This is a genomic window from Fischerella sp. PCC 9605 (assembly GCF_000517105.1).
In the GTDB taxonomy this organism is placed as follows: domain Bacteria; phylum Cyanobacteriota; class Cyanobacteriia; order Cyanobacteriales; family Nostocaceae; genus PCC9605.
Genome location: NZ_KI912152.1, coordinates 240,270 through 259,124, shown reverse-complemented (window position 1 = coordinate 259,124; position 18,855 = coordinate 240,270). Strand labels below are relative to the sequence as shown.

Annotated in this window: 24 protein-coding genes; 10 read left to right on the top strand and 14 right to left on the bottom strand. The window is 42.2% G+C overall.

The genetic code is table 11. The features are described from left to right. Positions 1–7: 7 nt before the first annotated feature. From FIS9605_RS0131320 to FIS9605_RS43410, 8 genes are all read right to left on the bottom strand, one after another. The gene (locus FIS9605_RS0131320; protein ID WP_051470212.1) at positions 8–1,177 is read right to left on the bottom strand and encodes a DUF6014 family protein; all 1,170 of its coding nucleotides are present in this window, start codon (positions 1,175–1,177) and stop codon (positions 8–10) included. A 531-nt stretch (positions 1,178–1,708) separates the two neighbouring features. Further along, the gene (locus tag FIS9605_RS0131315) at positions 1,709–2,995 is read right to left on the bottom strand and encodes a cysteine desulfurase-like protein (RefSeq protein ID WP_026736063.1); all 1,287 of its coding nucleotides are present in this window, start codon (positions 2,993–2,995) and stop codon (positions 1,709–1,711) included. A gap of 168 nt (positions 2,996–3,163) precedes the next feature. After that, complete coding sequence (locus FIS9605_RS0131310; RefSeq protein WP_051470211.1) at positions 3,164–3,421, bottom strand: Rieske (2Fe-2S) protein; 258 nt, start codon at positions 3,419–3,421, stop codon at positions 3,164–3,166. 23 nt (positions 3,422–3,444) lie between these two features. After that, positions 3,445–4,269, bottom strand: a complete 825-nt coding sequence (locus tag FIS9605_RS0131305; RefSeq protein ID WP_026736061.1) for an iron-containing redox enzyme family protein — start codon at positions 4,267–4,269, stop codon at positions 3,445–3,447. Positions 4,270–4,348: 79 nt separating this feature from the next. Then, entirely contained in the window at positions 4,349–4,876 is a 528-nt protein-coding gene (locus tag FIS9605_RS0131300; protein WP_026736060.1) for a DUF6190 family protein, read from the bottom strand. Positions 4,877–5,023: 147 nt separating this feature from the next. Then, positions 5,024–6,073, bottom strand: a complete 1,050-nt coding sequence (locus tag FIS9605_RS38925) for a 50S ribosomal protein L11 methyltransferase (protein WP_051470210.1) — start codon at positions 6,071–6,073, stop codon at positions 5,024–5,026. 984 nt (positions 6,074–7,057) lie between these two features. Beyond that, a complete protein-coding gene (locus tag FIS9605_RS0131290) occupies positions 7,058–8,008 on the bottom strand; it encodes a glutathione S-transferase family protein (RefSeq protein WP_035140483.1) in 951 nt (316 codons plus the stop codon). Positions 8,009–8,401: 393 nt separating this feature from the next. Then, the gene (locus FIS9605_RS43410) at positions 8,402–8,563 is read right to left on the bottom strand and encodes a hypothetical protein (RefSeq protein WP_155960615.1); all 162 of its coding nucleotides are present in this window, start codon (positions 8,561–8,563) and stop codon (positions 8,402–8,404) included. Between the two features lie 64 nt (positions 8,564–8,627). Here FIS9605_RS43410 and FIS9605_RS0131280 point away from each other — a divergent pair, with 64 nt between their 5' ends. The 4 genes from FIS9605_RS0131280 to FIS9605_RS44525 all read left to right on the top strand — a co-directional run bounded on the left by FIS9605_RS0131280 (position 8,628) and on the right by FIS9605_RS44525 (position 11,178). Continuing rightward, positions 8,628–9,083 carry a MarR family winged helix-turn-helix transcriptional regulator gene (locus FIS9605_RS0131280; RefSeq protein ID WP_082209913.1) on the top strand — a complete coding sequence of 152 codons (456 nt, stop codon included), beginning with the start codon at positions 8,628–8,630 and terminating at the stop codon, positions 9,081–9,083. 552 nt (positions 9,084–9,635) lie between these two features. Further along, positions 9,636–10,019, top strand: coding sequence for a transposase family protein (locus tag FIS9605_RS44535; RefSeq protein ID WP_197036196.1), 384 nt, complete (start codon positions 9,636–9,638; stop codon positions 10,017–10,019). Then, positions 9,983–10,177 carry a transposase gene (locus tag FIS9605_RS44530; RefSeq protein WP_197036195.1) on the top strand — a complete coding sequence of 65 codons (195 nt, stop codon included), beginning with the start codon at positions 9,983–9,985 and terminating at the stop codon, positions 10,175–10,177. The genes FIS9605_RS44535 and FIS9605_RS44530 overlap by 37 nt, the downstream gene beginning before the upstream one ends. A gap of 5 nt (positions 10,178–10,182) precedes the next feature. Then, entirely contained in the window at positions 10,183–11,178 is a 996-nt protein-coding gene (locus FIS9605_RS44525; protein WP_197036194.1) for a transposase, read from the top strand. 592 nt (positions 11,179–11,770) lie between these two features. Here the strand turns inward: FIS9605_RS44525 and FIS9605_RS0131270 are convergent. After that, positions 11,771–12,406, bottom strand: a complete 636-nt coding sequence (locus FIS9605_RS0131270; RefSeq protein WP_026736057.1) for a Uma2 family endonuclease — start codon at positions 12,404–12,406, stop codon at positions 11,771–11,773. A gap of 1,042 nt (positions 12,407–13,448) precedes the next feature. On the opposite strand from FIS9605_RS0131270, the gene FIS9605_RS44520 reads away from it, so the two are divergent. Together FIS9605_RS44520 and FIS9605_RS44515 are read left to right on the top strand one after the other, a co-directional pair. Continuing rightward, positions 13,449–13,604 (top strand): hypothetical protein, encoded by a 156-nt coding sequence (locus FIS9605_RS44520; RefSeq protein WP_197036193.1) that lies wholly within the window; start codon positions 13,449–13,451, stop codon positions 13,602–13,604. Between the two features lie 125 nt (positions 13,605–13,729). After that, complete coding sequence (locus tag FIS9605_RS44515) at positions 13,730–13,876, top strand: hypothetical protein (protein WP_197036192.1); 147 nt, start codon at positions 13,730–13,732, stop codon at positions 13,874–13,876. A gap of 95 nt (positions 13,877–13,971) precedes the next feature. Here the strand turns inward: FIS9605_RS44515 and FIS9605_RS38910 are convergent, their stop codons facing one another. Beyond that, positions 13,972–14,658, bottom strand: coding sequence for a class I SAM-dependent methyltransferase (locus FIS9605_RS38910; protein ID WP_035140481.1), 687 nt, complete (start codon positions 14,656–14,658; stop codon positions 13,972–13,974). An 8-nt stretch (positions 14,659–14,666) separates the two neighbouring features. Continuing rightward, positions 14,667–14,813, bottom strand: a complete 147-nt coding sequence (locus FIS9605_RS43405; RefSeq protein ID WP_155960614.1) for a hypothetical protein — start codon at positions 14,811–14,813, stop codon at positions 14,667–14,669. A 439-nt stretch (positions 14,814–15,252) separates the two neighbouring features. Here FIS9605_RS43405 and FIS9605_RS43400 point away from each other — a divergent pair, with 439 nt between their 5' ends. The 3 genes from FIS9605_RS43400 to FIS9605_RS0131245 all read left to right on the top strand — a co-directional run bounded on the left by FIS9605_RS43400 (position 15,253) and on the right by FIS9605_RS0131245 (position 16,235). Next, the gene (locus FIS9605_RS43400; RefSeq protein ID WP_155960613.1) at positions 15,253–15,483 is read left to right on the top strand and encodes a hypothetical protein; all 231 of its coding nucleotides are present in this window, start codon (positions 15,253–15,255) and stop codon (positions 15,481–15,483) included. Positions 15,484–15,891: 408 nt separating this feature from the next. Next, on the top strand, positions 15,892–16,056 hold the full coding sequence (locus tag FIS9605_RS43395) for a hypothetical protein (RefSeq protein ID WP_155960612.1): 165 nt from the start codon (positions 15,892–15,894) through the stop codon (positions 16,054–16,056). Continuing rightward, entirely contained in the window at positions 16,053–16,235 is a 183-nt protein-coding gene (locus FIS9605_RS0131245) for a hypothetical protein (RefSeq protein WP_026736056.1), read from the top strand. The genes FIS9605_RS43395 and FIS9605_RS0131245 overlap by 4 nt, the downstream gene beginning before the upstream one ends. A 274-nt stretch (positions 16,236–16,509) precedes the next feature. Here FIS9605_RS0131245 and FIS9605_RS0131240 read toward each other — a convergent pair whose 3' ends face one another. Then, positions 16,510–17,730, bottom strand: a complete 1,221-nt coding sequence (locus tag FIS9605_RS0131240) for a hypothetical protein (protein ID WP_026736055.1) — start codon at positions 17,728–17,730, stop codon at positions 16,510–16,512. Positions 17,731–17,865: 135 nt separating this feature from the next. Between FIS9605_RS0131240 and FIS9605_RS0131235 the strand changes: the two genes are divergently transcribed. Continuing rightward, complete coding sequence (locus FIS9605_RS0131235) at positions 17,866–18,354, top strand: hypothetical protein (protein WP_026736054.1); 489 nt, start codon at positions 17,866–17,868, stop codon at positions 18,352–18,354. A gap of 38 nt (positions 18,355–18,392) precedes the next feature. On the opposite strand, the gene FIS9605_RS46280 is transcribed toward FIS9605_RS0131235, so the two are convergent. Continuing rightward, positions 18,393–18,521, bottom strand: a complete 129-nt coding sequence (locus tag FIS9605_RS46280) for a hypothetical protein (protein ID WP_269321092.1) — start codon at positions 18,519–18,521, stop codon at positions 18,393–18,395. A gap of 115 nt (positions 18,522–18,636) precedes the next feature. Continuing rightward, a complete protein-coding gene (locus FIS9605_RS0131225) occupies positions 18,637–18,822 on the bottom strand; it encodes a hypothetical protein (protein ID WP_026736053.1) in 186 nt (61 codons plus the stop codon). Positions 18,823–18,855: the final 33 nt, after the last annotated feature.

Sequence of the window (18,855 nt, the reverse complement as noted above, 5' to 3'; positions counted from 1 at the left end):
CCCCGATTTATTGACAGGGTAAAATTACGAACTCCCGAAAAATCTCTTTAGTGGATTTATGCACTTTAATTGACTGATAAAGACCAACAATCCCTGTAAGGTGTTCAAGAGATAACTCTTCTTGTGTCAGACAGACAGCTTCTGCACGCTGTATTTCTACTGCTTTAGCTAAACTTTGATAATTTGGGTTGCGCAGAGCGAGCTGACCTTGTTTAATGCACAAGGCTCCACTGCTAAAAAGATACTCTAGAGTCAGCAAACAGGATGTTGCATGAGAATCAAAATCACTACCACCCCAGCGTTGAGCATCTATACCAAAACGGAGGCAAAAGTTTGCAGCTATGAGCTTTCCGACTTCTTCTATTGGCAGTGTCCGGTGTGCTAAATCGAACTCTACACTATCCGCTCTCCATTCCTCGATAGCAGCACACCAGTAGGTAAGCAACAAGTTATCTTGTACTTTACGTCTAATTCCTAAACCTGTTGCATGACCAGCATCATGGTACTGGTACTCAATGTGTTGACGCTGTAAACCTACAGCTTCATCTGCTAGAGAATCCAATAGGAGGTTAGCTGTTTCAGGCTCAAAAATAGAAGGAATGTTTTTTTGAACAAGCTGATGAAATCGCTTTCGGTGTTGCGTCATGTTGTTAATGATTGGTCCTTCCAAACTGCCAGGAATCGCCCATGATTCTGGTACAATGAAGGCTTCACTATTTTCATAATTAAAGTGGTTACAAGAGCAAAGACATATACATGGAATTACTTCTGTAATTGGTTGTAACAGTCTCCCAAAGACGTTGATTGCTTGCTCTTCCACTTGCTTGAATGGCATTGAATTTATAGGTATCACCTTACCTAAAAGAGCACTTAACTCAACAGTCTCTCCTTGTTCCCGACAAAGTTTATGGGGAGCAATGATCAGAAAGTAGCCCTCTGATCCGATAAACTCTTTCCTAATAAAACTTTCAGATAATGCAGCCCAATCTTCGGTCCTCAAGGCATATTCTGTTGCTTGAATCCAATCCTTAGGAAACTTCTTGCTATCTGTAAGTTTGTCAAACAGTAATATAGCATCGGTCAATTGATTTTTCTCAAGCTTCCAAATAATATTACTAGCGATAGTGAGTTCTTTCTCATTAGTGACTTCTTTGTCAATCAATACTATTTGAGTCATTTTTTTTCTCCTTGTGACTAGGTAATGGTATCTTCAACTTTGAAATTGAACTCTTGTATTCCGTCTTTTATAAGATGAATATAGAGAATCATGAACTGAAAAAAGTTACAACCTTAAAGAAGGTGTAGTTGTAGTTGAAAATGAAAAATAGGAAAAAATTTATCTCAACATCCCTTCAAAATGGAGATATTGTTTTCGCAGAATAAAATCTGCTCAATAAACTTGTGATCGCATCATGCAACCTACTTTATTTGGAAAGGAAATGGGTCGGCAGGATATCAATAAGCAGTATCAGTAGCCAAATACCAGATGGATAAGGAGGATACACAGCAACCTGCTAGCGTGAACCGATGTCATCCTTGCTCCTATTTGGTATGAACTTGCTCTCAAAATCGTACTGATAACCTAATATCGTTCAGTTAAAGTTATTGTGGGGTTTTCCAATGTGTAGAGACATTGCAATTGCTAGTCTCTACAAAGGTTATCGGTAAGGAAATTATTTGATCTGAACCGTATTGACTGATAACCTGCTTATTGAGCTAACCCAGCTATCTTAACGCTATATCTAGACCTACGACTGCTAATTTCATAGAGTTGTTCTAGGAAAAACTCAACTTCAAAAGCACTGTTATAGTGCACTAATCCAATGCGTAATAGACCACCACTTGATTCAATTCCTAGCCGCTCAGTGAGGTTGATTGCATAATGGTTACCATCCCAGGTGCAGATACCACGCTCAGATAATATTTGGGCTAGCTCACATGGAGTATAACCTGCTAAACGAACTCCAATTGTTGGTGTGCGCCAGGCAAAGCCAGCTATATCGCGTATACCATAGAGAGTTAAATCAGGAATCTTCAGCAGTCCAGTAACCAGCTGCTCACAAAGTTCCCTTTCGTAGCGACGGATCGCTTCCATAGCTGCTAGCAGCTGTTTGCGGTAATCTATAGCAGTGGGAGCAACACGGCGACCTAGTTCAGCTATGTAGTCAATGGTAGCTATAGTGCCAGCAATTGCCTCGTGGTTCTGTGTTCCAGTTTCCCAACACTCAGGGATCTGATCTGAAGCTGGTCGAACTTTGTAAGGACGTAAACGAGTGAGATGTTCACGTTTACCATAGAGAACACCCAGATGTGGTCCGAAGAACTTGTACGGCGAACAGACTAGAAAGTCGCAGTCAATCGTCTGCACATCAATCGGTCCATGTGGTGCATAATGGACAGCATCAACGAAGACCATTGCACCAAAAGCATGGGCTAGCCGTGCTACCTCAGCCACATCGTTGATAGTTCCGACAGCATTGGAAGCGTAGCCTACCGCAACTAGCCGAGTACGCTCATTGAGTTGCTGTACCAGATTAGTCATATCCAGTGTGCAATCTTCAACATGAATATCTACAACACGAACTACGACACCATGCTCTTCTAGGGCTAGCCAAGGGGTGAAGTTGGCATCGTGATCCAACCGGGTAACAATGATTTCGTCTCCTAAATGCAACTGACGACCAATTGCCCGACTCAAAGCAAAGGTTAGGGAAGTCATGTTGGAACCAAACACAACTTCATCTTTGTCACATCCAAGAAACTGAGCCATTGCAGAACGAGCTGAGACAATTATTTCGTCAGTTCGTACACTCCTGTTAAACGCACCGTGAGTATTGGCGTTTTTATATCTCAGATAGTCGCTTATAGCATCAATAACCTGTTGAGGTGTTTGTGTTCCACCTGGACCATCAAAGAAAATAGTTGCTGATTCTTTGGTTTGTTGTGTAAGTGCTGGAAATTGGGCACGTACCCACGCAATGTCAAAAGCTAGCATAGATATCACAGTATTTAGGATCTTCTAGATTTTCACTAACTACCCGTCGGATTAGCTCTATCGCTTACTACAAAGCTTTCTTCTGTATTCTTAATGAGTGCAAACACAATTAATTTATGCACTTCTGGAATAGAACTGCTTTAACAAAAATCAATTTTCTTAGTTCTCTCATTTATTGTTTAGTATTTCGATAACCTCAAGGGAGGCACATGCAGGCCCTGCTAAGACTTTGCCTGAGGCAATATCAAATTTGGAGAAATGTAAAGGACAGGCTATAGTTCCTTTTTTTTCATTAATAAAGCCACAGTACATTTTACCTCCGCGATGGGGGCAAGCTACAGGAATAAGATACTCTTGGTCTTTAAGTTTTACGGAAAATTTTTCTGAACTATAATCTGCTTTGATAGAGGTCAACTCAGAAGCCAATTTATAGCTTTTATTGATGCTTACTACAGAGCCACTAATTTTTTTTTTGCTTTTTTTAAAGCGGCATCAAAAGCCTGTGCAGTAATGAAACTTGCTATCTGGACGCCTGTCCAGGCTTTTGTATAATCAAGACCAATAGCTGTCTCTACTTCCCATAGTGCCCGCAATGTATCCTTTGCGTGAAAATAGTCAATGTGAATATGCTCCGTATAATATTTACTGTTAACGATATTGAATCTCTGGCAGGCGTTTGCAAAGCACTTAAAAGCAAAAGGAATCATACTTTCTAAGTATGCTAAAGCCCCTAGAAAATATTCGACATCTGGCGCTCTCTTTGTTAGCCAGTAGAATATATTCAAGAAAGCATAGCTTTCAGGATTTAAAATATCTAGATAGCTTTCAATAGTGGTAGGTAGTCCTAACTCAGACAGCAACTGATTATAAAGACTAGAGTGTGCTTGCTGAAAATTACCACAACCAAATTCATCAATTAACACTCTTAAAATAGGCATTTGGGCTGTGATAGGAAGTCTAGGAATGATAGGGAAAAATGCTTGAGCTTCAGTAAGGCCATCAACAGCAAACTCCTGGATAATTATCAGAAATTCATCAAAACTTATCTGAGTTGATATATAATCAGCATCTTCTGAAGGTGCGTTACGTTCTTCCAAAAGGAGGTGATCGAATGCTTCTTGAAATTCTGTTTTTGATTTAATTATTTTTGTTTTACTTTTAATAGAGTCAAAAATTTCAGATATCCATGAATTTTCAATTTCCAGCAGTTCTTGGTAAGAATCTGTATCTAAAATGCTACGGTTATATAGAAACAGCTTTTTACTGTAATTCATGTCAAATTTCCTTATACTTAATTGAGATAGGTCGTATTATTTGAGTTTTGTTATACTGTTGAGCAATTTTTTTACCCACTCATCTGTTAGGATTGCTGTAGTAATCACTCGTAAGTTGGCTGTTTGGTATTCTTAGTTGTAAGGATGTTTGATACAAATGTTCCAAGAAATCAGGAAAACTTTTTTCATGAGAAAATTGCGGATTACAAACTGGTAAATTACCTTTGCTAAGGAGCTGTTTATTCACTGTATAAACAACCTCCTTGCGACTTTTTGCAAGTGCAATCAGTAACCTATCGTACATAGGTAAAGCTTGTAATTGTGAGTCAGCCAGAGCTATTTTAATGTCATTGTCTTCATACGGAAGCCTGTTCATCTTCATAATTGTATGCAATGTATCCATGAAGGGGTAGTAAGCATCTTGTAATTCCCTTGGATACAACCAGATGATATTGTCACAGCCCCCAACATGTTCTAAGCTCATGCCTATTGTTTTCTGCAGCCTTCCTACAAAGTAATTTTTACATGAGATTCTAATTTCTTCGTTGACACTGTGCATTCCTAAAAATAGTGATGAATCAATCAATTCTGTTTGATTTCTAGCCATCAATACTTACCTTAATTATTTGCAGGTTTAGAAAAGTTTCAAGATAATCAACAATAGTTGAATAACTCGTTTTCTTAAGTAATAGAAAAACTACTTTTTTAAATATTTTCCCAGTTTACTTAGTTTCAATATTGCTTCAATATTTCGCTACTCCCCACCTTCCATACTTTGATGAAAAACATTGATTACGTGACCTTGACGTTTGATGGTTCCACTCCACTTATAACATTGTCGAAACAGTGAATCTCTATATTTGGGATAAGAACGACTATAAAGTAAGTAAATCTCATCACCAAGCTTTACCTCCACTGGAATTTCCACTGGTAAATAGCAGTGTTTCCAACTGTCGGAAGTGGTACGAGATGCAATATCACATCCTGATATATCTAAAGTAACTGAGTCCGAAAGATTGGCAACAAAACTTCCTTTGAATCCAGTAAAAATACCATCTACTTCTACAGTGAAAGTGAGAGCGATTTCGTAAACAGGTTGATCATTCCCATCTAATTTGAATTCTTTGGCTACCTGGGGGGTACTGAGGTAACTTGTATGTGGAATAATCACATCATAGTAAATGCTAAACGGACTCTTAATTGCAAATCTTTGTAAAATGTTTTCTATGCTGTAGTTTGCATTTATTCTTTTGGCATTTTTTGATTGGACTTGTTGGTGAGCTTTGAGAGAGCTTACTGGTACTAACTTACTGTATACTCTAGACGGCAACATTCTTCCTTCTTTCTTAAGAAAGCGGTGGCGCGCGTCTGTTAAAATTGGTATAAAATCTTCATTGTCCCCAATATTTCCCATAATTTCAGAAATAATCAGATCTACCCGTGTTGGGAGATTGATATCATAGGAAATACCGTTAAAAACCTCATATCTTCCAGTGAAATTTCCTTGCTCAAATGTTTGGATTGCAATAGAAAGTATTTCGGAATTTAGATCAATAGCGTATAGATATTTTGCACCTGCTTGCAAAGCCCATAATCCTAAAATTCCTGTTCCAGTACCAAGATCCAAAACAACCATTCCAGGCTTAACCACTTGCTGAATTGCATTTTTATAAGCAATCATTCTGATTTCATCATTTAGCATTAATTGATAAAAATCTCTATCCCACTCCAGGATGCTCTCGGAAAAAGGCAACCAGACATCTTCTGGTTCGTAATTGCGAGCTAAACTAAGATTGAGTGTCATGGATGATGTCCTCTTAGCTTTAAAAACGTTAGACAGTTTGGTATGTTAGGAAAACTAAGCACTAAACTGGAATAGGAGGTGCAGAATGCAAGTATGAAATCGGGCACCTTTTATTGGAAACTTGTATTTTTTCTTGGGAGTACGAGATTACTTGAGAAATGATCTCGAACAAACGTGTGAAGTCAAATCTTGGAAAGTCGAAGCGAATGGTTGAAATTCAAAACATAACAAATACACGTCAATGGAGGCCATTGCAATCATTATTCATCTATAAGTACCGTGTATTTTGTCAGCAATTTTTTGTCGCCTTGACAGGGCTAGCTATTAAAATCGATGTTAAACTATTTACATTTTTGTGCAATTCAAAATCAAGCACGTGTAAATTTAACATCATTATTTTGATTACACACAAAACAATAACCTAAAATTCTTATTTTAAAAAATGTATTTCATTTTACAAATAACTTTTTATTATTAAATAAGTATTGTTTTTAGGTATTTAATCATACAAGCATGTAAAAATATATTAAGTGTTTTTATTTACAGTTTTCACTGATTTCTTCATTAAGTGTTTTGAGGTTTTATTAGCTTTTATTTTAGCTATCTCCAAATTCTTAAGGTTCTTATAGTGAAGACAATACAGCAAATTTAACAGTTGTACGGCAATATTAGTATAACTCCGTCTTGCTAATGCTACACTCAAATTTTTTGCCTAGCTACAAGTGAATAAATATTTTCAATAGTAGGTATTCAATATTACTTTTATATCTTTTATGCTATTAAGTTATGTAATTTTAAATACAGTATTAGCAGATTATTTATGGTAGCAACTTGAAAAGAATAAAAATTCATCTAAAACACTATCTATCAGAGTTCACATAACGTTTTGAAAGCGAGTCATAGCTATTAAGAGCTATTAAAATAATTAATACAGAATATCCCAGCGACTTGTTGGCTGCGATCACGTTCAATAACTGGGCTATCCTAATGGCAGGCTTGCAAGCTAGGAGCATCCCAATCAAGGAGTGGTCCTTTAGGAACAATCCGCCGATTAATCATTCCTTCATAAGTGTCGTAATAGTGGCGCTTGATGTGGTCAAATTTCACTGTCTGTGCCACGTTGGGTAAGTGATAAATGTGGCGCGTGTAGTTCCACAGATTTGGATAATCGGTGAGATGACGGAGATTACAATTCAAGGCTCCGTAGTAGGCTACGTCGAACCGAACCAGAGTTACAAACAGGCGAATATCAGCTTCAGTGAGACGATCGCTTACTAAATATTGTTTGCCAGTTAATCGAGCTTCTATGGTATCTAGAGCATCAAATAGCTGCTCGATAGCAACATCGTAATCAGCTTGAGAACTGGCAAAACCAACTTTATAAACGCCGATATTGATACGACCAGACACAAATGCATTAATTTGATCAATCTCTGCTTTCAGTTGTTTGGGATAGAGTTCAAGCATGTCATTCCCGAATGCATCAAATTCAGTCGCCAGCATTCGCAAGATATCTGCAGACTCATTGTTGACGATTGTTCCTGTTTTCTTATCCCACAGGACAGGAACCGTGACTCTGCCTGTAAAGTCTGGTTTTGCCTTAATATACACCTGATGGAGATAGTCACAACCATTGACGGTATCCGGTGTAGTATTGTCCCAGTTGCCAAATATCCAACCGTTCGGATCGCCCCAATCTGGACTGAGAACCGACATCGAAATTACGTTTTCTAATCGCTTCAATTGACGAGCTAAGATAGTGCGATGGGCAAAAGGACAGGCAAAGGAAACATACAGGTGATAGCGATCAGGTTCAGGTTGAAAGCGAGAAGACCCATCGGCAGAAATGACATCTCGAAAAGACCCGGTTTGAATCCGCTCTCCTTCAAGAAGTTGAAAGTCACAATGCCAGACACCGTTCAATAATAGTTTCATGGAAATCTCCGATGATGAATGAGAAAGCACCCTCGAAATTGAGTTAGACGTTTACCAATTGATCGCCAATTTTATGAGCGTTTCTTGTACTTGTATACTTGTACCAATGATTGTTCGCACAAGCTAGCATTGAGTCCGTTAGCATTCACAAATTGAATGTCCGTAACGTAATGCCAATGAAGTTGATAATTGCTCTCAGATATGGCTGCTGAAAATCCAAGGGTGCAAGGTTGAGCCTGAGTAGAAATCACTTTCGCATACGGTCACAATTAACATTTTTTGACCCTGGACTAGACGTTGATAGTTGCCATCTGGGTTGCCACTGCAACAGGTTGGCCGCTATTAGCGCAAGGGTGGCAAGCATTATGCTGACTCCTGCTAACTCAACCAAACTCACACCTCCTCAAACAAACTGCTGGCAACATTGGCAGCGATCGCCCAAGTGTGGAAGCTCCAACCACCGCGATGATTCTGAAAGGATTCTGCTTTTGCATTTGTGCCTTCTTGAGTAAAATTACTCTTGCAATAGTTGAAAAAAAGTAATTGCGTTTGCAACTAAAATTATCCTAATCTGCGATAATTGAAATTGCAACTACTTTGACAAAAGTTTTTTTGCCCTATGCCTAAGAAGCTAGACGAGATGCGAAATTCCACTTGGCGACTGTTCTTGACTGCCCAGATCCAGGTGATTGAGCAGATTCAGGAACGGCTATCGGCTGCCAATCTGCCGCCCTTGGAATGGTATGACGTGTTGTGGGCACTCAAAGACACTCCTGAGCAGCGGTTACGGTTAAGCGAACTTGCCGAGCAAGTTTTGTTGAGCCGCAGTAACCTGACACGCTTGCTTGATCGCTTAGAGAAACAGAAGTTATTGCGGCGGGAACCCTGTCTGACTGATCGGAGGGGAACCTTCGCTGTCTTGACTGAAGCAGGCGCAGCAATGCAAAAGAAAATGTGGGCTATTTATTCACAAGGAATTGCGGAATATTTCGGCGATCAACTCAGTGATGAAGAAGTAAAAGTTATGCAACAAGCACTCAAAAAAATTCTTGGAGTGATCGCCATCCACCACTAACCTTCAAACCTTATGCATTAGTCGGATCTAGAGCGAGCAAAATCGAAAATGGCTGTAAGGATAATGTAGTAAAGGTTTGAGGGATTAAAGTCAGGATAAAACCTGGTGTTTGAGGCTCAAATTGCAACAGAAGTTAGCATAAAAAGTGAAGAAAGTTGAATAGCTGGCTCGATCTGGTGCGCTGCTAAGATATTGCATTGCTCGGATACGTTCCGTTGCCGCATCCGACAGTTCCACAGACGCTTCGGAAGTGACCTGTTTGATTGCTGGCAGTTTGGTTGCTAGTTTCCACTTTCCTTGGCAAAGACCTGTGTTACTCCGAATTATACGATATTTATTGGTTCTTACGCATTTTTGGTGAAGCTTTGACAAACTAGAAATAGAGAACATTTGTAGGAGAGCACCCACTTCATTCAACATCTCATCCGCCAACTTTTACCCGATTCAACGCATCTGAGCCTAGAGCAAGAGGCTGTAGAAGCAACCACAGGGCATATAACCCTCAAGCTCACTTCAACCCAGCCCCATGCTGCCTGCCCAGTCTGCCAAAAGTTGAGCCAGCGAGTTCATAGCCGCTATGAACGAACCTTGCGGGATCTGAACTGGGCTGAATGTGCAGTCACTTTGGAAGTCACGGTTCGTAAACTGTTCTGCGACAATCGGGGCTGTCAACGCCGCATCTTTACCGAACGGTTGCCTCAACTGGTCGCACCTTGGGCACGTCGAACCAACCGGATGACTCAACAGATCCAAGACGCTGGACTGGCTTTAGGGGGAGCAGCAGGGGCAAGGTTGATTCAGAAACAGGGTTACTCCTTCAGTCGAGATACTATCCTGCGCTGCTTGGCGAGACTTCCGCTACCCCCAATTGGGTCGCTCAAACAGTTAGGGGTTGTTTGGTGGATCTCGAGCAGCAGCGACCGATTGCGCTACTGAAGGATCGCGAAGCAGACACCTTAGCGCAGTGGTTGGAGCAACACCCCGGCATCGAGGTTCTCTCCCGCGATCGCTCTGCGACCTATAGGAGTGGCATGAGTCAAGGGGCACCAGCTGCCATTCAAGTAGCTACCGCTTCCATTTATTGCAGAACTTAACCGAGGTGTTGGAGCAAGCTCTGAGCAGCCAGGGTTCGATTTTAAAAGCCATAGACACCGCTCAACGTTTAGCAGATGCGCCAGATGGAGCCGTAGTGGTGCTGGCAAGTCAGGCTCCCACTCAACCGGATGTTCAGCAACGCGCCCAACAGCGACGAGCGAAACGGTTGAAAACCTACCAGAAGGTTTGGCAATTGCACCAACAGGGCTGGTCGTTGAAAGCAATTGCTCAAAAAGTGAAGCTCAGTAGTCGCACCGTGCAACGCTATCTGCTCAGCCCCAGCTTTCCTGAACGACAAGGACGCAGTGACAAAGGCAGGAGTTTGCTCAATCCCTACAAAGCCTATCTGCTCCAGCAGTACAACCAGGGACGTAGGCAGGTGAAAGTGCTGTTTCGCGAAATTCAAAAACAAGGGTACAAAGGTAGCTACATGACCGTCACTCGCTATATGCGGCAATTAGCTCAGGCACAAGGGGTGACACTACGCCAGTATCCGACTCGGCGACGACTGCCTCCAGTGGCGGACTCTCCTCGCCCTGCGCTCACACCAACAAGAGCGGCGTTTCTGATCCTGCGGCAAACACAGACGCTTCAATCCGAGGAGCAACAGCTTGTACAGCGCTTAACCCAGCAAGCAGAATTAGCCGATGCTATTCGTCTGGCTCAGGACTTTGCCCAACTGGTCAGGCAAAGGCAGTCAAAACAATTTGACCCTTGGTTAGAACAAGCCGAGCAAAGTCAACTGGCTCCCTTTGAGCGCTTGGCCCGAAGCCTACGGGAAGACTATGATGCGGTCAAAGCAGGAATCACTCTATCAACCAGTAATGGACAGGTAGAGGGGCAGATTAATCGGTTGAAGATGCGCCCATCGACAGATGTACGGACGAGCAGGAATGGATTTGCTAGAGCGACGGTTCCTCTTGGCGAGTTAGAGAGTAAACGAAGATTTAATTGGTGCGTTGATTTGTCAGCGCATCTATATTATCGTGTCTATTTCTAGTACTACAACGAGACTTTGACGAAGCAATAAAGGTTGTAGGCGCTAGTTCCAAAAAAGGGCGATCGCTCAAAAACTGATAGAACAGAGGTTCGTGCTCAAACCAAATTGAATCTCTCGTTGTAGTACTAGAGAGCCGATCCACTAATATGTGTTGACAAAAACGCCCATTATGTGGGTTAGGATAAAACGCCTATTTTGGGTAAAATATTTGGGTCTGATTAAGCGCGATCGCATAAAACCGGAATACTAAAATTCCCGATTTTAACAACACCCATATCTTGCGTTTTAGGTCAAGTACTTCTACGCTTACCCGCTCTCTAGCTCTTAACTGATAGAAATTCCATCTTCTCACTTCTCTCACTTGTGATTCAGCGTAAATCAATCACTGCATCCATATTCGCGCTAAAGCATCTTTGGCTAGAACCGAATCTGTCCTTCAGTTTCACCAAAAGTGCGTAAGAACCCAACTTCCGTGTTAATCGACACCCGGCGATCGCATCCCTTACAAACCAAAATTATTCATTCGGCTTTTTCTAGGGGGAAATTGTAAACAACTAGCAAATAGAGCGGTGCGGGAAGTTTCCAGCCCCCTTCAATGGTTATTGTTGTTGTGCAAAAAGTCCCTCAGCCATCTAATCGCCTCACTTGTCGTCTGCTCGCTTGCAATTTGGAGACATTGCTGCACAATGTCTGAAACGTTGGGAAAGTAGCTGCTTTGTGCGATTACATAACTTTCACTCTCTAATCTGTAAACCAATAGCTGATTATTCTTTAGCAGCCAAACTTCTGGCACTCGATAGGGCAAATAATCATTAATATCTGTATAACTTGTAATATCAATTTCAATTGCCAAATCAGGCGGAGGGTCGTTCTGCCAGTCGATGCGGTCTTTGCCTACCACCGTTGCCCAATTCTCAATGTAGAAGCAATAATCTGGCTCAATCCCCCTAACTTCGGGTAAGTTCATGGTAATCGGAGTAAATTCTTCATACCGCCGATTTAAGTAGTCAAGTAGAGTTGTGGCTATTCGGGCGGTTAGCCCTGCTTTGCGCCCATGCTCAGGTAAAGGAGCCATCAATAGTATTTCACCTGGTCGATATTTGATTCGTGGAATTGCGCGATCGCCCAACTGTTGCACCAATCTCTCGTAGTCGTGCCAAGTTCCCAGCATTCGCACCACTGTGCCTGGGGAAAGTTGGATTTGATTTGGTGTAATTATCGTGTTCATTTTATTGAGTGCAGATGCATCATTTCTTCAATTGTGAACCCTTTGCCATCTGAATCATAAACAATCCCTTCTCCCAACTGCCCAAGAATTTGCACAACGTATTCGAGGCTATTGGGGCGTAGAAAACAAAGTGCCGGGCTGTTCGGGATGTTACTCAGGGTGAGGATGCGTCTAGAATTCGCACCACGTCTTTACCTCAAATTTTTGCTATCGCTCGTAATTTTACCCTGAATTTGTATCGTGACCAGACGTTTGAAAATAATAACCGTATTCTCGTGCCATTTGGTTGTCGCACTTTTGTAGGCACTTTCCAACACTCATTCAAAACTCCCCGTGCTTGTGTGCAAGATATGAGTGTTGAACAGCCAGATGTGCGCTATGGTGGGAAATTTTATGCAAGAATCTGAAACAGATGCTGGCTCCTACATTTAGTGTGAGTATTCTCGGCTTAACAACGAGCGCGATCGTCCTTCACACGGCGGCGATCGCGGTCCACTTGATTCCTCTTATGATAGAGGCTACGGAATTGGGAGCACCCTTAACAGAATTCACAATACACAATATTAGACAACAGTAGGGGGCGCAAGTAATGCACCCTACAGGCTGCACCAAACTATTGACTAGCTCAAACATGCTGGGCGTAAGTTTTCAGCCACTGCACCGCTCGACTCTAACGCTTTACTGGCATACGTTAGGCGTGATTTTATAACCAGCACGGATACAGCAATTTGTTATGATGGCGGCATACCTGCAATGCCCCTACGAGTGTCTTGCGTCAACACAATTCAAAATTCAAAATTAAAAATTCAAAATTGACGAGAGCGTGGTCTATTGTACTCACCACGGCAGTTGCTCCTGTTGGGGAGACCCCAAGACCCTCCGGGTTCGCCAGTCACCTGCGGAGGGAAACCAGGAGCGCAGTGCTGGTCTCACCGCACTGCCTCACTAATCTAAGATCGCCACAATCAAGATGGTGGCGCTTTCTTCCAAAATTATTAAATTTAAAACTATTTCTTAAATTTTGCATTTTGAATTTTGAATTTTGAATTGTTTGCCCCCCTGCCCCTACGAGTGTCCTGCATCAAAAATCCAGAGTCAGTATGGAAGCGCGATCGCTTTTCAAGCCCTACAGTGCGATCGCTCTGTCTCGTTGAACAATCAAACTTTCAATGCCTCTCAAACCACAACCCATACTTAATCTTTTTTGTCAAGGAGTAAATCCTACTCATGTGACAGTTTACGACTTTATTATTTTCTAAACCAAACCATAAGTACGTTATTTCAAGGCTTTCAGGACTCTTAAACTTTACAAACTTATTTTAAATGTACATGTCGTTGATGGCGATCGCTACCTCCATCCAAAAAAATGCTCAAACACCGCTTTGGGCAATCCTTCCGCTATCCCGGTTTTCCCCAGCACTATGGACGAGGTTTCGGGATGGAAGAATCTACTCAACAATTTACGCCTAGTTATTCAACCTTTTATATTCTTTTATTTACTTAAACCTTACCTACCCCAAATTATTGAGAGGATACTCAAATCCTTCATAGAAAGTCTACATTTTTCAACAGGTTCTACAAAAAACGTGAACAAACATATCTGTAGCATCTGGGAAAATTCGCGCCTCCACAATGCGATAATTAATGTCTTCAATCTTATCTAGAATGGATTCAAGAGCTTTCCTAGAAAAACATGTCGAGTGACCTACCTGCTCATAATTAACGTAGTTCTGTGATGAGAAATCGACTTCACTAATCAAATTGAATAAAATATGACCTGAACTGCATTGAACCATTTTCCTAATAAAATGTTCGACAAACTCTTGATAATATGGTACTCGCGAGACAAGAACTCCAAGAGCTATAACTATAGTGAAGGATTGCTTCGGTAAGAATTGTTCACAAATAAAATTCCCAAGCTGAAACTCATAATCTGGATAATTACACTGCGCTACATTTAGAAATTCCTTAACAAGATCAAGTCCTAAATAGCGATCTATTTTCACGTGCGGGTAGTTGTTTTTTAAGAAAGATAATAACTCTGCTTGACCGCATCCAATATCTAGAATAGAAACTGTCCCATCAATAGAAATTCCATCAAACAGCATAGAATAAAACCGAAAATCTTTTGTACTACTTCGCTCACCAAGACTCTTTGCAGAAGCTATGCTCTGTTGCGAGATTTTATCCTGATATCTGGAAGCGATAATCAGTCCGGAATTTAACCACGCTTCAATCAATTTAGATTTCACCTCAGCTATTAATGGTCTGTACTTATTTTTGGTTCTACAAATTTTTTAAATTGTACTTCTTGCCCAGCTAAACTTTGACGCCAAGGTTTAGAACACAGCGATCGCTCTGGTTGCATCCAACAAAGGAGTAGCGATCGCACCCCAATAACTTGCATATTTCAGCACTTCCATCCCATAGGCCTTTCCAAGTAATAAAATGTGCCGCCCTTGCGTTCCGCCTCTCTAAACGGAACGCTCATCAATCCTTGGGCTGAGTCGAAATATATTTGATCGGGTTAGGGGTCTTCCACGTACCAAAATTGGGCAGGCTTCTGAGAAAGATAACTCGTTGGCCAATTGAATAAGCCTGATACAAGCCTGCCCAATTTTGTCGGGGACAGTGCAACGGCACGCACATTTTATTTTCACCGAGATCCCATATGCCATGCAGTCTCTATCAGTTAATTGCAACTGATCAGCCAGTGCACTCCCGCGATCGCCCGACTGAAGGAGGCACTTGCTCAGGGGTGGTGCTCAAACCCAACTGGGCTGTTTATCAACACAGAAACGCAGTGGAGCTAAGGGTAAGAATGTGGTGACAACTGATGTGAGCCGATGGTTTACTTGGGCTGCGTCAGCTCCCGCAAGAGCGATCGCGCTCCTCACAAGGCGTGGTGTATGCGCCTTCACTCTTTGGCGGTGGATGTGCGCTCAGAGGATGCAAAGGTTTCTGATGATGGAGTAAGAAGGGCGATCGCGCTCCTCACAAGGCGTGGTGTATACGCCTTCACTCTTTGGCGGTGGATGTGCGCTCAGAGGATGCAAAGGTTTCTGATGAACGAGTAAGAGGGGCGATTGCTCCGAACAAGAGTGCCAACTTCACCCCTGTTTGGACACGTTAAGCCACACACCTTGGGGCGATCGCTGCAACACAACCAAAGCTTTCACTACTAACCCTCATTAAAGCCCCTTAACAACGAGCGCTCGAGCCACTACCGAGTCGAGCGATCGCCATCCCTTGATTCCTCGCTTTGATTGAGGCTACAGAATTTTTGCACCCGGAAACAGGACTCACAATATTAGAGCCACAAGTCTTACAGACAGCAGTAGGGGGCGCAAATAATGCACATATAGGGCTGCACCAAGCTATTGACTAGCTCAAACATGCCGTTTCATAACTGCACCCCACGACTCAAACGCGGTACTGGCAAACTTCTGATGATTTTATAAGCGGCACAGATACAGCAAATTCTTATGACGGTGGCTCCTTTGCAATGCCATTGTTTTGCCCTGCGTCAAAAAACTGGAGAAACTATGGAAGCAATCGCGTTTCAAATCAAAGATGAATTGCTCCCGGCAGCACCCGCACGCTTTATTGGAGTCAGTGGTATGACCAAAACTCTAACAATTACCGGATGATTGCCTCTTGTTGGCTGTTGGTTTTCATCTGGTCGCTAACTGGCTACTGTACTGAACTGAGGGCGTTGCTTGCGGCTATTCTTGTAATGCACGGAGCGCGATCGCCCAACTCCAATCCCAAGTTCAAAACCTACTACCACCATCAACTGATTTCATACCCCCAAGCGCTTGATACCTAAGTATGGCGATCGCTTCTGTCTTTAGCAGCAAGGCTTAGATGAAGCAGTGACACTCCCAACGGTTACTACCTCGCAGCGAGGGGCAGAAGCAAAAAGATGAAGTTATTGAGCTGATGGGGTCGGTATCAGACCAAGAGAAACAACGGCAGAGAGCAGCCAAATAAGAATAACAAGGGCGATCGCCACTAGCAACATATGAAAAAAGCACATTTTAACAATAGCTTAACTAGACAGGAAGAAATTCTCTTGAATATTCTGCCAGAGGCTTACACTTTCAAAATTGAGTAATACGTACATCGGCTCTGTCGTAGGCTTCTATCGGACTGCCATCCGGCATGAGAAATTCCCACGATTCTTTCTCGTCGTTACCAAAGTGAACTACGGATACAAACGTGCAGCCAGGACACCACGTATTGAGCGCAAGTCCACCGTACACATCTTGCACTTCAAGAGAAAGTGCTTTGAGCACTGGCTCTAATAATGCAAATGGAACCCAATCGATATCATGCATTGCAAGAGCATCAGGGGTGCGCTCACAATAGTCAACCAAATACTCATGGAGCTTGTGCAATTGCTCTGGTGAAGCTTGTGCTGTCAATGCTTTTAATTTTACTGAATCTCGCCCAACCAATTTCTCGACATCTTCCCAATCCGATGCTGTACTCAAATCGTAAGGATGTTCTACAATCTCTTGAGAATTTTGTCCAACCAACTGCTCACTATCTTGCGAGTGAGAAACTACATCTCCAGTCAGTTCTGCAAGCTCTGAGGCAATAACATCAACGCCACCAGGAGTAAATACTAGGAGCGATCCAAGTTGTTCTAACTTCTCACCTTCATTAGCAATAGGAATTATTTCTGGTGCAACTGCTTCAGCCTGTGCATCTATATAGTTGTTGAATTCAGCTTGAGCACGGGCTTGTTCATCCTGACGATGCAATACTTGTTGCAGCCATTTGAGAGGAGACAACCCAGAAGCTTTAAAATCATTGGCAAGGTCAATCGCTTCAGGGCATCCAGGAATTTCGATTCGTAACTTCCCAACCCCGCCCTTTTGATTACCGACAAAAGAAACTGCTTGTTTGGGGCGCGGTACTGGTGCAGGTTGGTATTCCTTTATCTTGAGTACTACATCAACTTGGCTGTCACGGGACGAAATTGCCGCCAAGGCTTCTTGATTTTTTGGCTGTCCTAATTGGAGAAGGAGGGGAAGTCCAAGAGTAACGGCTACCTCTGAAGGAATTTCGTCCGCTACTGCTGCGGCTTTGATGTATTTATTCGTTTGGAGTTTGTCGAGTCCAATATATTCAAGCTGTTTTGAGAATTTTCGCTTTGCTTGTTCTTTGGCTGTTGCCAGGAGTCTACCTGCCTTGATTTCTAGCTCGTGTGCTTGCTCAAGGAAGTCTTTTGCTGTGTCAATAGCAGATTCCCAAGATTGGTTGACAGGAAAAGTATGAATATTTGAAGGGGAAGGAGCTGATTCGAGTAATTGCATGATACTTTTGAGATAAGAGTTTTTTGTTTTCGCGTCTCCGTTTCTGGGAGCGCGTTTTTTTTTATTTCCTTACATATATCATATAATGTATTGTAGTGGTTTTTTCGGGTGATGCATTACTTCTTGAAGGTAATTATGAGTACTACCACAGATAATTCTCTATGCACTCTGAAACGAGAGAGGAATAAAGGAGGAAGACCGTCATTCTTGGGTAAAACGAAAAGTCCCTTGAGTGTTGCACTTCCTGAATGGATGCACAGTGTTCTCAAGGAACAGGAATACAATCCCTCTGCCTATGTCCGAAATGCCGTGCTCATGAGCATGATCTTTGACAAGATAATTGATCCATGCGATGTCAATAAAATCAGCGAAAATCTTACGCTGGACATTCGGACAAAGCTGGATATGGATATGCTCGACAAAGAAAAAACAGGTAAAAATACACAACGAAAACTTATCTGTGAGAAAAAAAAGAAAACTCCGAAAACCCCTTTAAGTGTTAAGCTCCCTGATTGGGTACAGAAGATTTTGAGAGAGCGGTATAAAAATCAATCTGCGTATGTTCGCAATGCAGTTTATAGACAGATGAAGCGTGATGGATTTGTTGAATCAGAATATGAGTAAAAGCAGCCAAACACCTGAAATCGAGGAAGTACCAAAATCTAATCAACGCTCTCATAAACCATAGCTTTGCGGCAAAGAGTTTTTTGGTGATTAGGAGTAAACTTCAATCCAGCGTCATACATTGCAACTGCTTGAAGATAAGTTTCTATTGTCTCTTGCTGCTTCATAACACTGCTCCAAAACGCCTTTGTTGAACTTTAGCTATTAAATTAAAAGCGATCGCCCAAGACCAACCAGATCAAGAGTCATTATCACTCAATGATCAAGCTTTCATTACAATACTCAAAAACCTTTGATAGCAGCTCCGGGAGCAGTGCCGCTCCGCATGTCTTGCATCAGAAAAACCACAGTCCGCAACAAAGCGCGATCGCGCCAGGGGATGGCTGCACCCGCCAAACTGATGGAGTCAGTGGTATGACTGTCACTGCACTCCGCAGATTTCTGCGGTACACAACCGCACACAATCACTCAACTACTGAACCGTTTAAGAGATTCTGACCC

Bases quoted from the DNA above. Each gene is read 5' to 3' on its own strand.
- FIS9605_RS38925 (WP_051470210.1), bottom strand. From the start codon at position 6,073: ATGACACTCAATCTTAGTTTAGCTCGCAATTACGAACCAGAAGATGTC.
- FIS9605_RS44515 (WP_197036192.1), top strand. From the start codon at position 13,730: ATGTACATGTCGTTGATGGCGATCGCTACCTCCATCCAAAAAAATGCT.
- FIS9605_RS0131245 (WP_026736056.1), top strand. From the start codon at position 16,053: ATGATTGCCTCTTGTTGGCTGTTGGTTTTCATCTGGTCGCTAACTGGC.
- FIS9605_RS46280 (WP_269321092.1), bottom strand. From the start codon at position 18,521: ATGAAGCAGCAAGAGACAATAGAAACTTATCTTCAAGCAGTTGCAATG.
- FIS9605_RS0131305 (WP_026736061.1), bottom strand. From the start codon at position 4,269: ATGAATTACAGTAAAAAGCTGTTTCTATATAACCGTAGCATTTTAGAT.
- FIS9605_RS0131235 (WP_026736054.1), top strand. From the start codon at position 17,866: ATGAGTACTACCACAGATAATTCTCTATGCACTCTGAAACGAGAGAGG.
- FIS9605_RS43405 (WP_155960614.1), bottom strand. From the start codon at position 14,813: ATGCAAGTTATTGGGGTGCGATCGCTACTCCTTTGTTGGATGCAACCA.
- FIS9605_RS0131290 (WP_035140483.1), bottom strand. From the start codon at position 8,008: ATGAAACTATTATTGAACGGTGTCTGGCATTGTGACTTTCAACTTCTT.
- FIS9605_RS0131300 (WP_026736060.1), bottom strand. From the start codon at position 4,876: ATGGCTAGAAATCAAACAGAATTGATTGATTCATCACTATTTTTAGGA.
- FIS9605_RS43400 (WP_155960613.1), top strand. From the start codon at position 15,253: ATGGTTTACTTGGGCTGCGTCAGCTCCCGCAAGAGCGATCGCGCTCCT.
- FIS9605_RS0131320 (WP_051470212.1), bottom strand. From the start codon at position 1,177: ATGACTCAAATAGTATTGATTGACAAAGAAGTCACTAATGAGAAAGAA.
- FIS9605_RS0131280 (WP_082209913.1), top strand. From the start codon at position 8,628: ATGCCTAAGAAGCTAGACGAGATGCGAAATTCCACTTGGCGACTGTTC.
- FIS9605_RS0131315 (WP_026736063.1), bottom strand. From the start codon at position 2,995: ATGCTAGCTTTTGACATTGCGTGGGTACGTGCCCAATTTCCAGCACTT.
- FIS9605_RS0131240 (WP_026736055.1), bottom strand. From the start codon at position 17,730: ATGCAATTACTCGAATCAGCTCCTTCCCCTTCAAATATTCATACTTTT.
- FIS9605_RS43395 (WP_155960612.1), top strand. From the start codon at position 15,892: ATGACGGTGGCTCCTTTGCAATGCCATTGTTTTGCCCTGCGTCAAAAA.
- FIS9605_RS0131270 (WP_026736057.1), bottom strand. From the start codon at position 12,406: ATGAACACGATAATTACACCAAATCAAATCCAACTTTCCCCAGGCACA.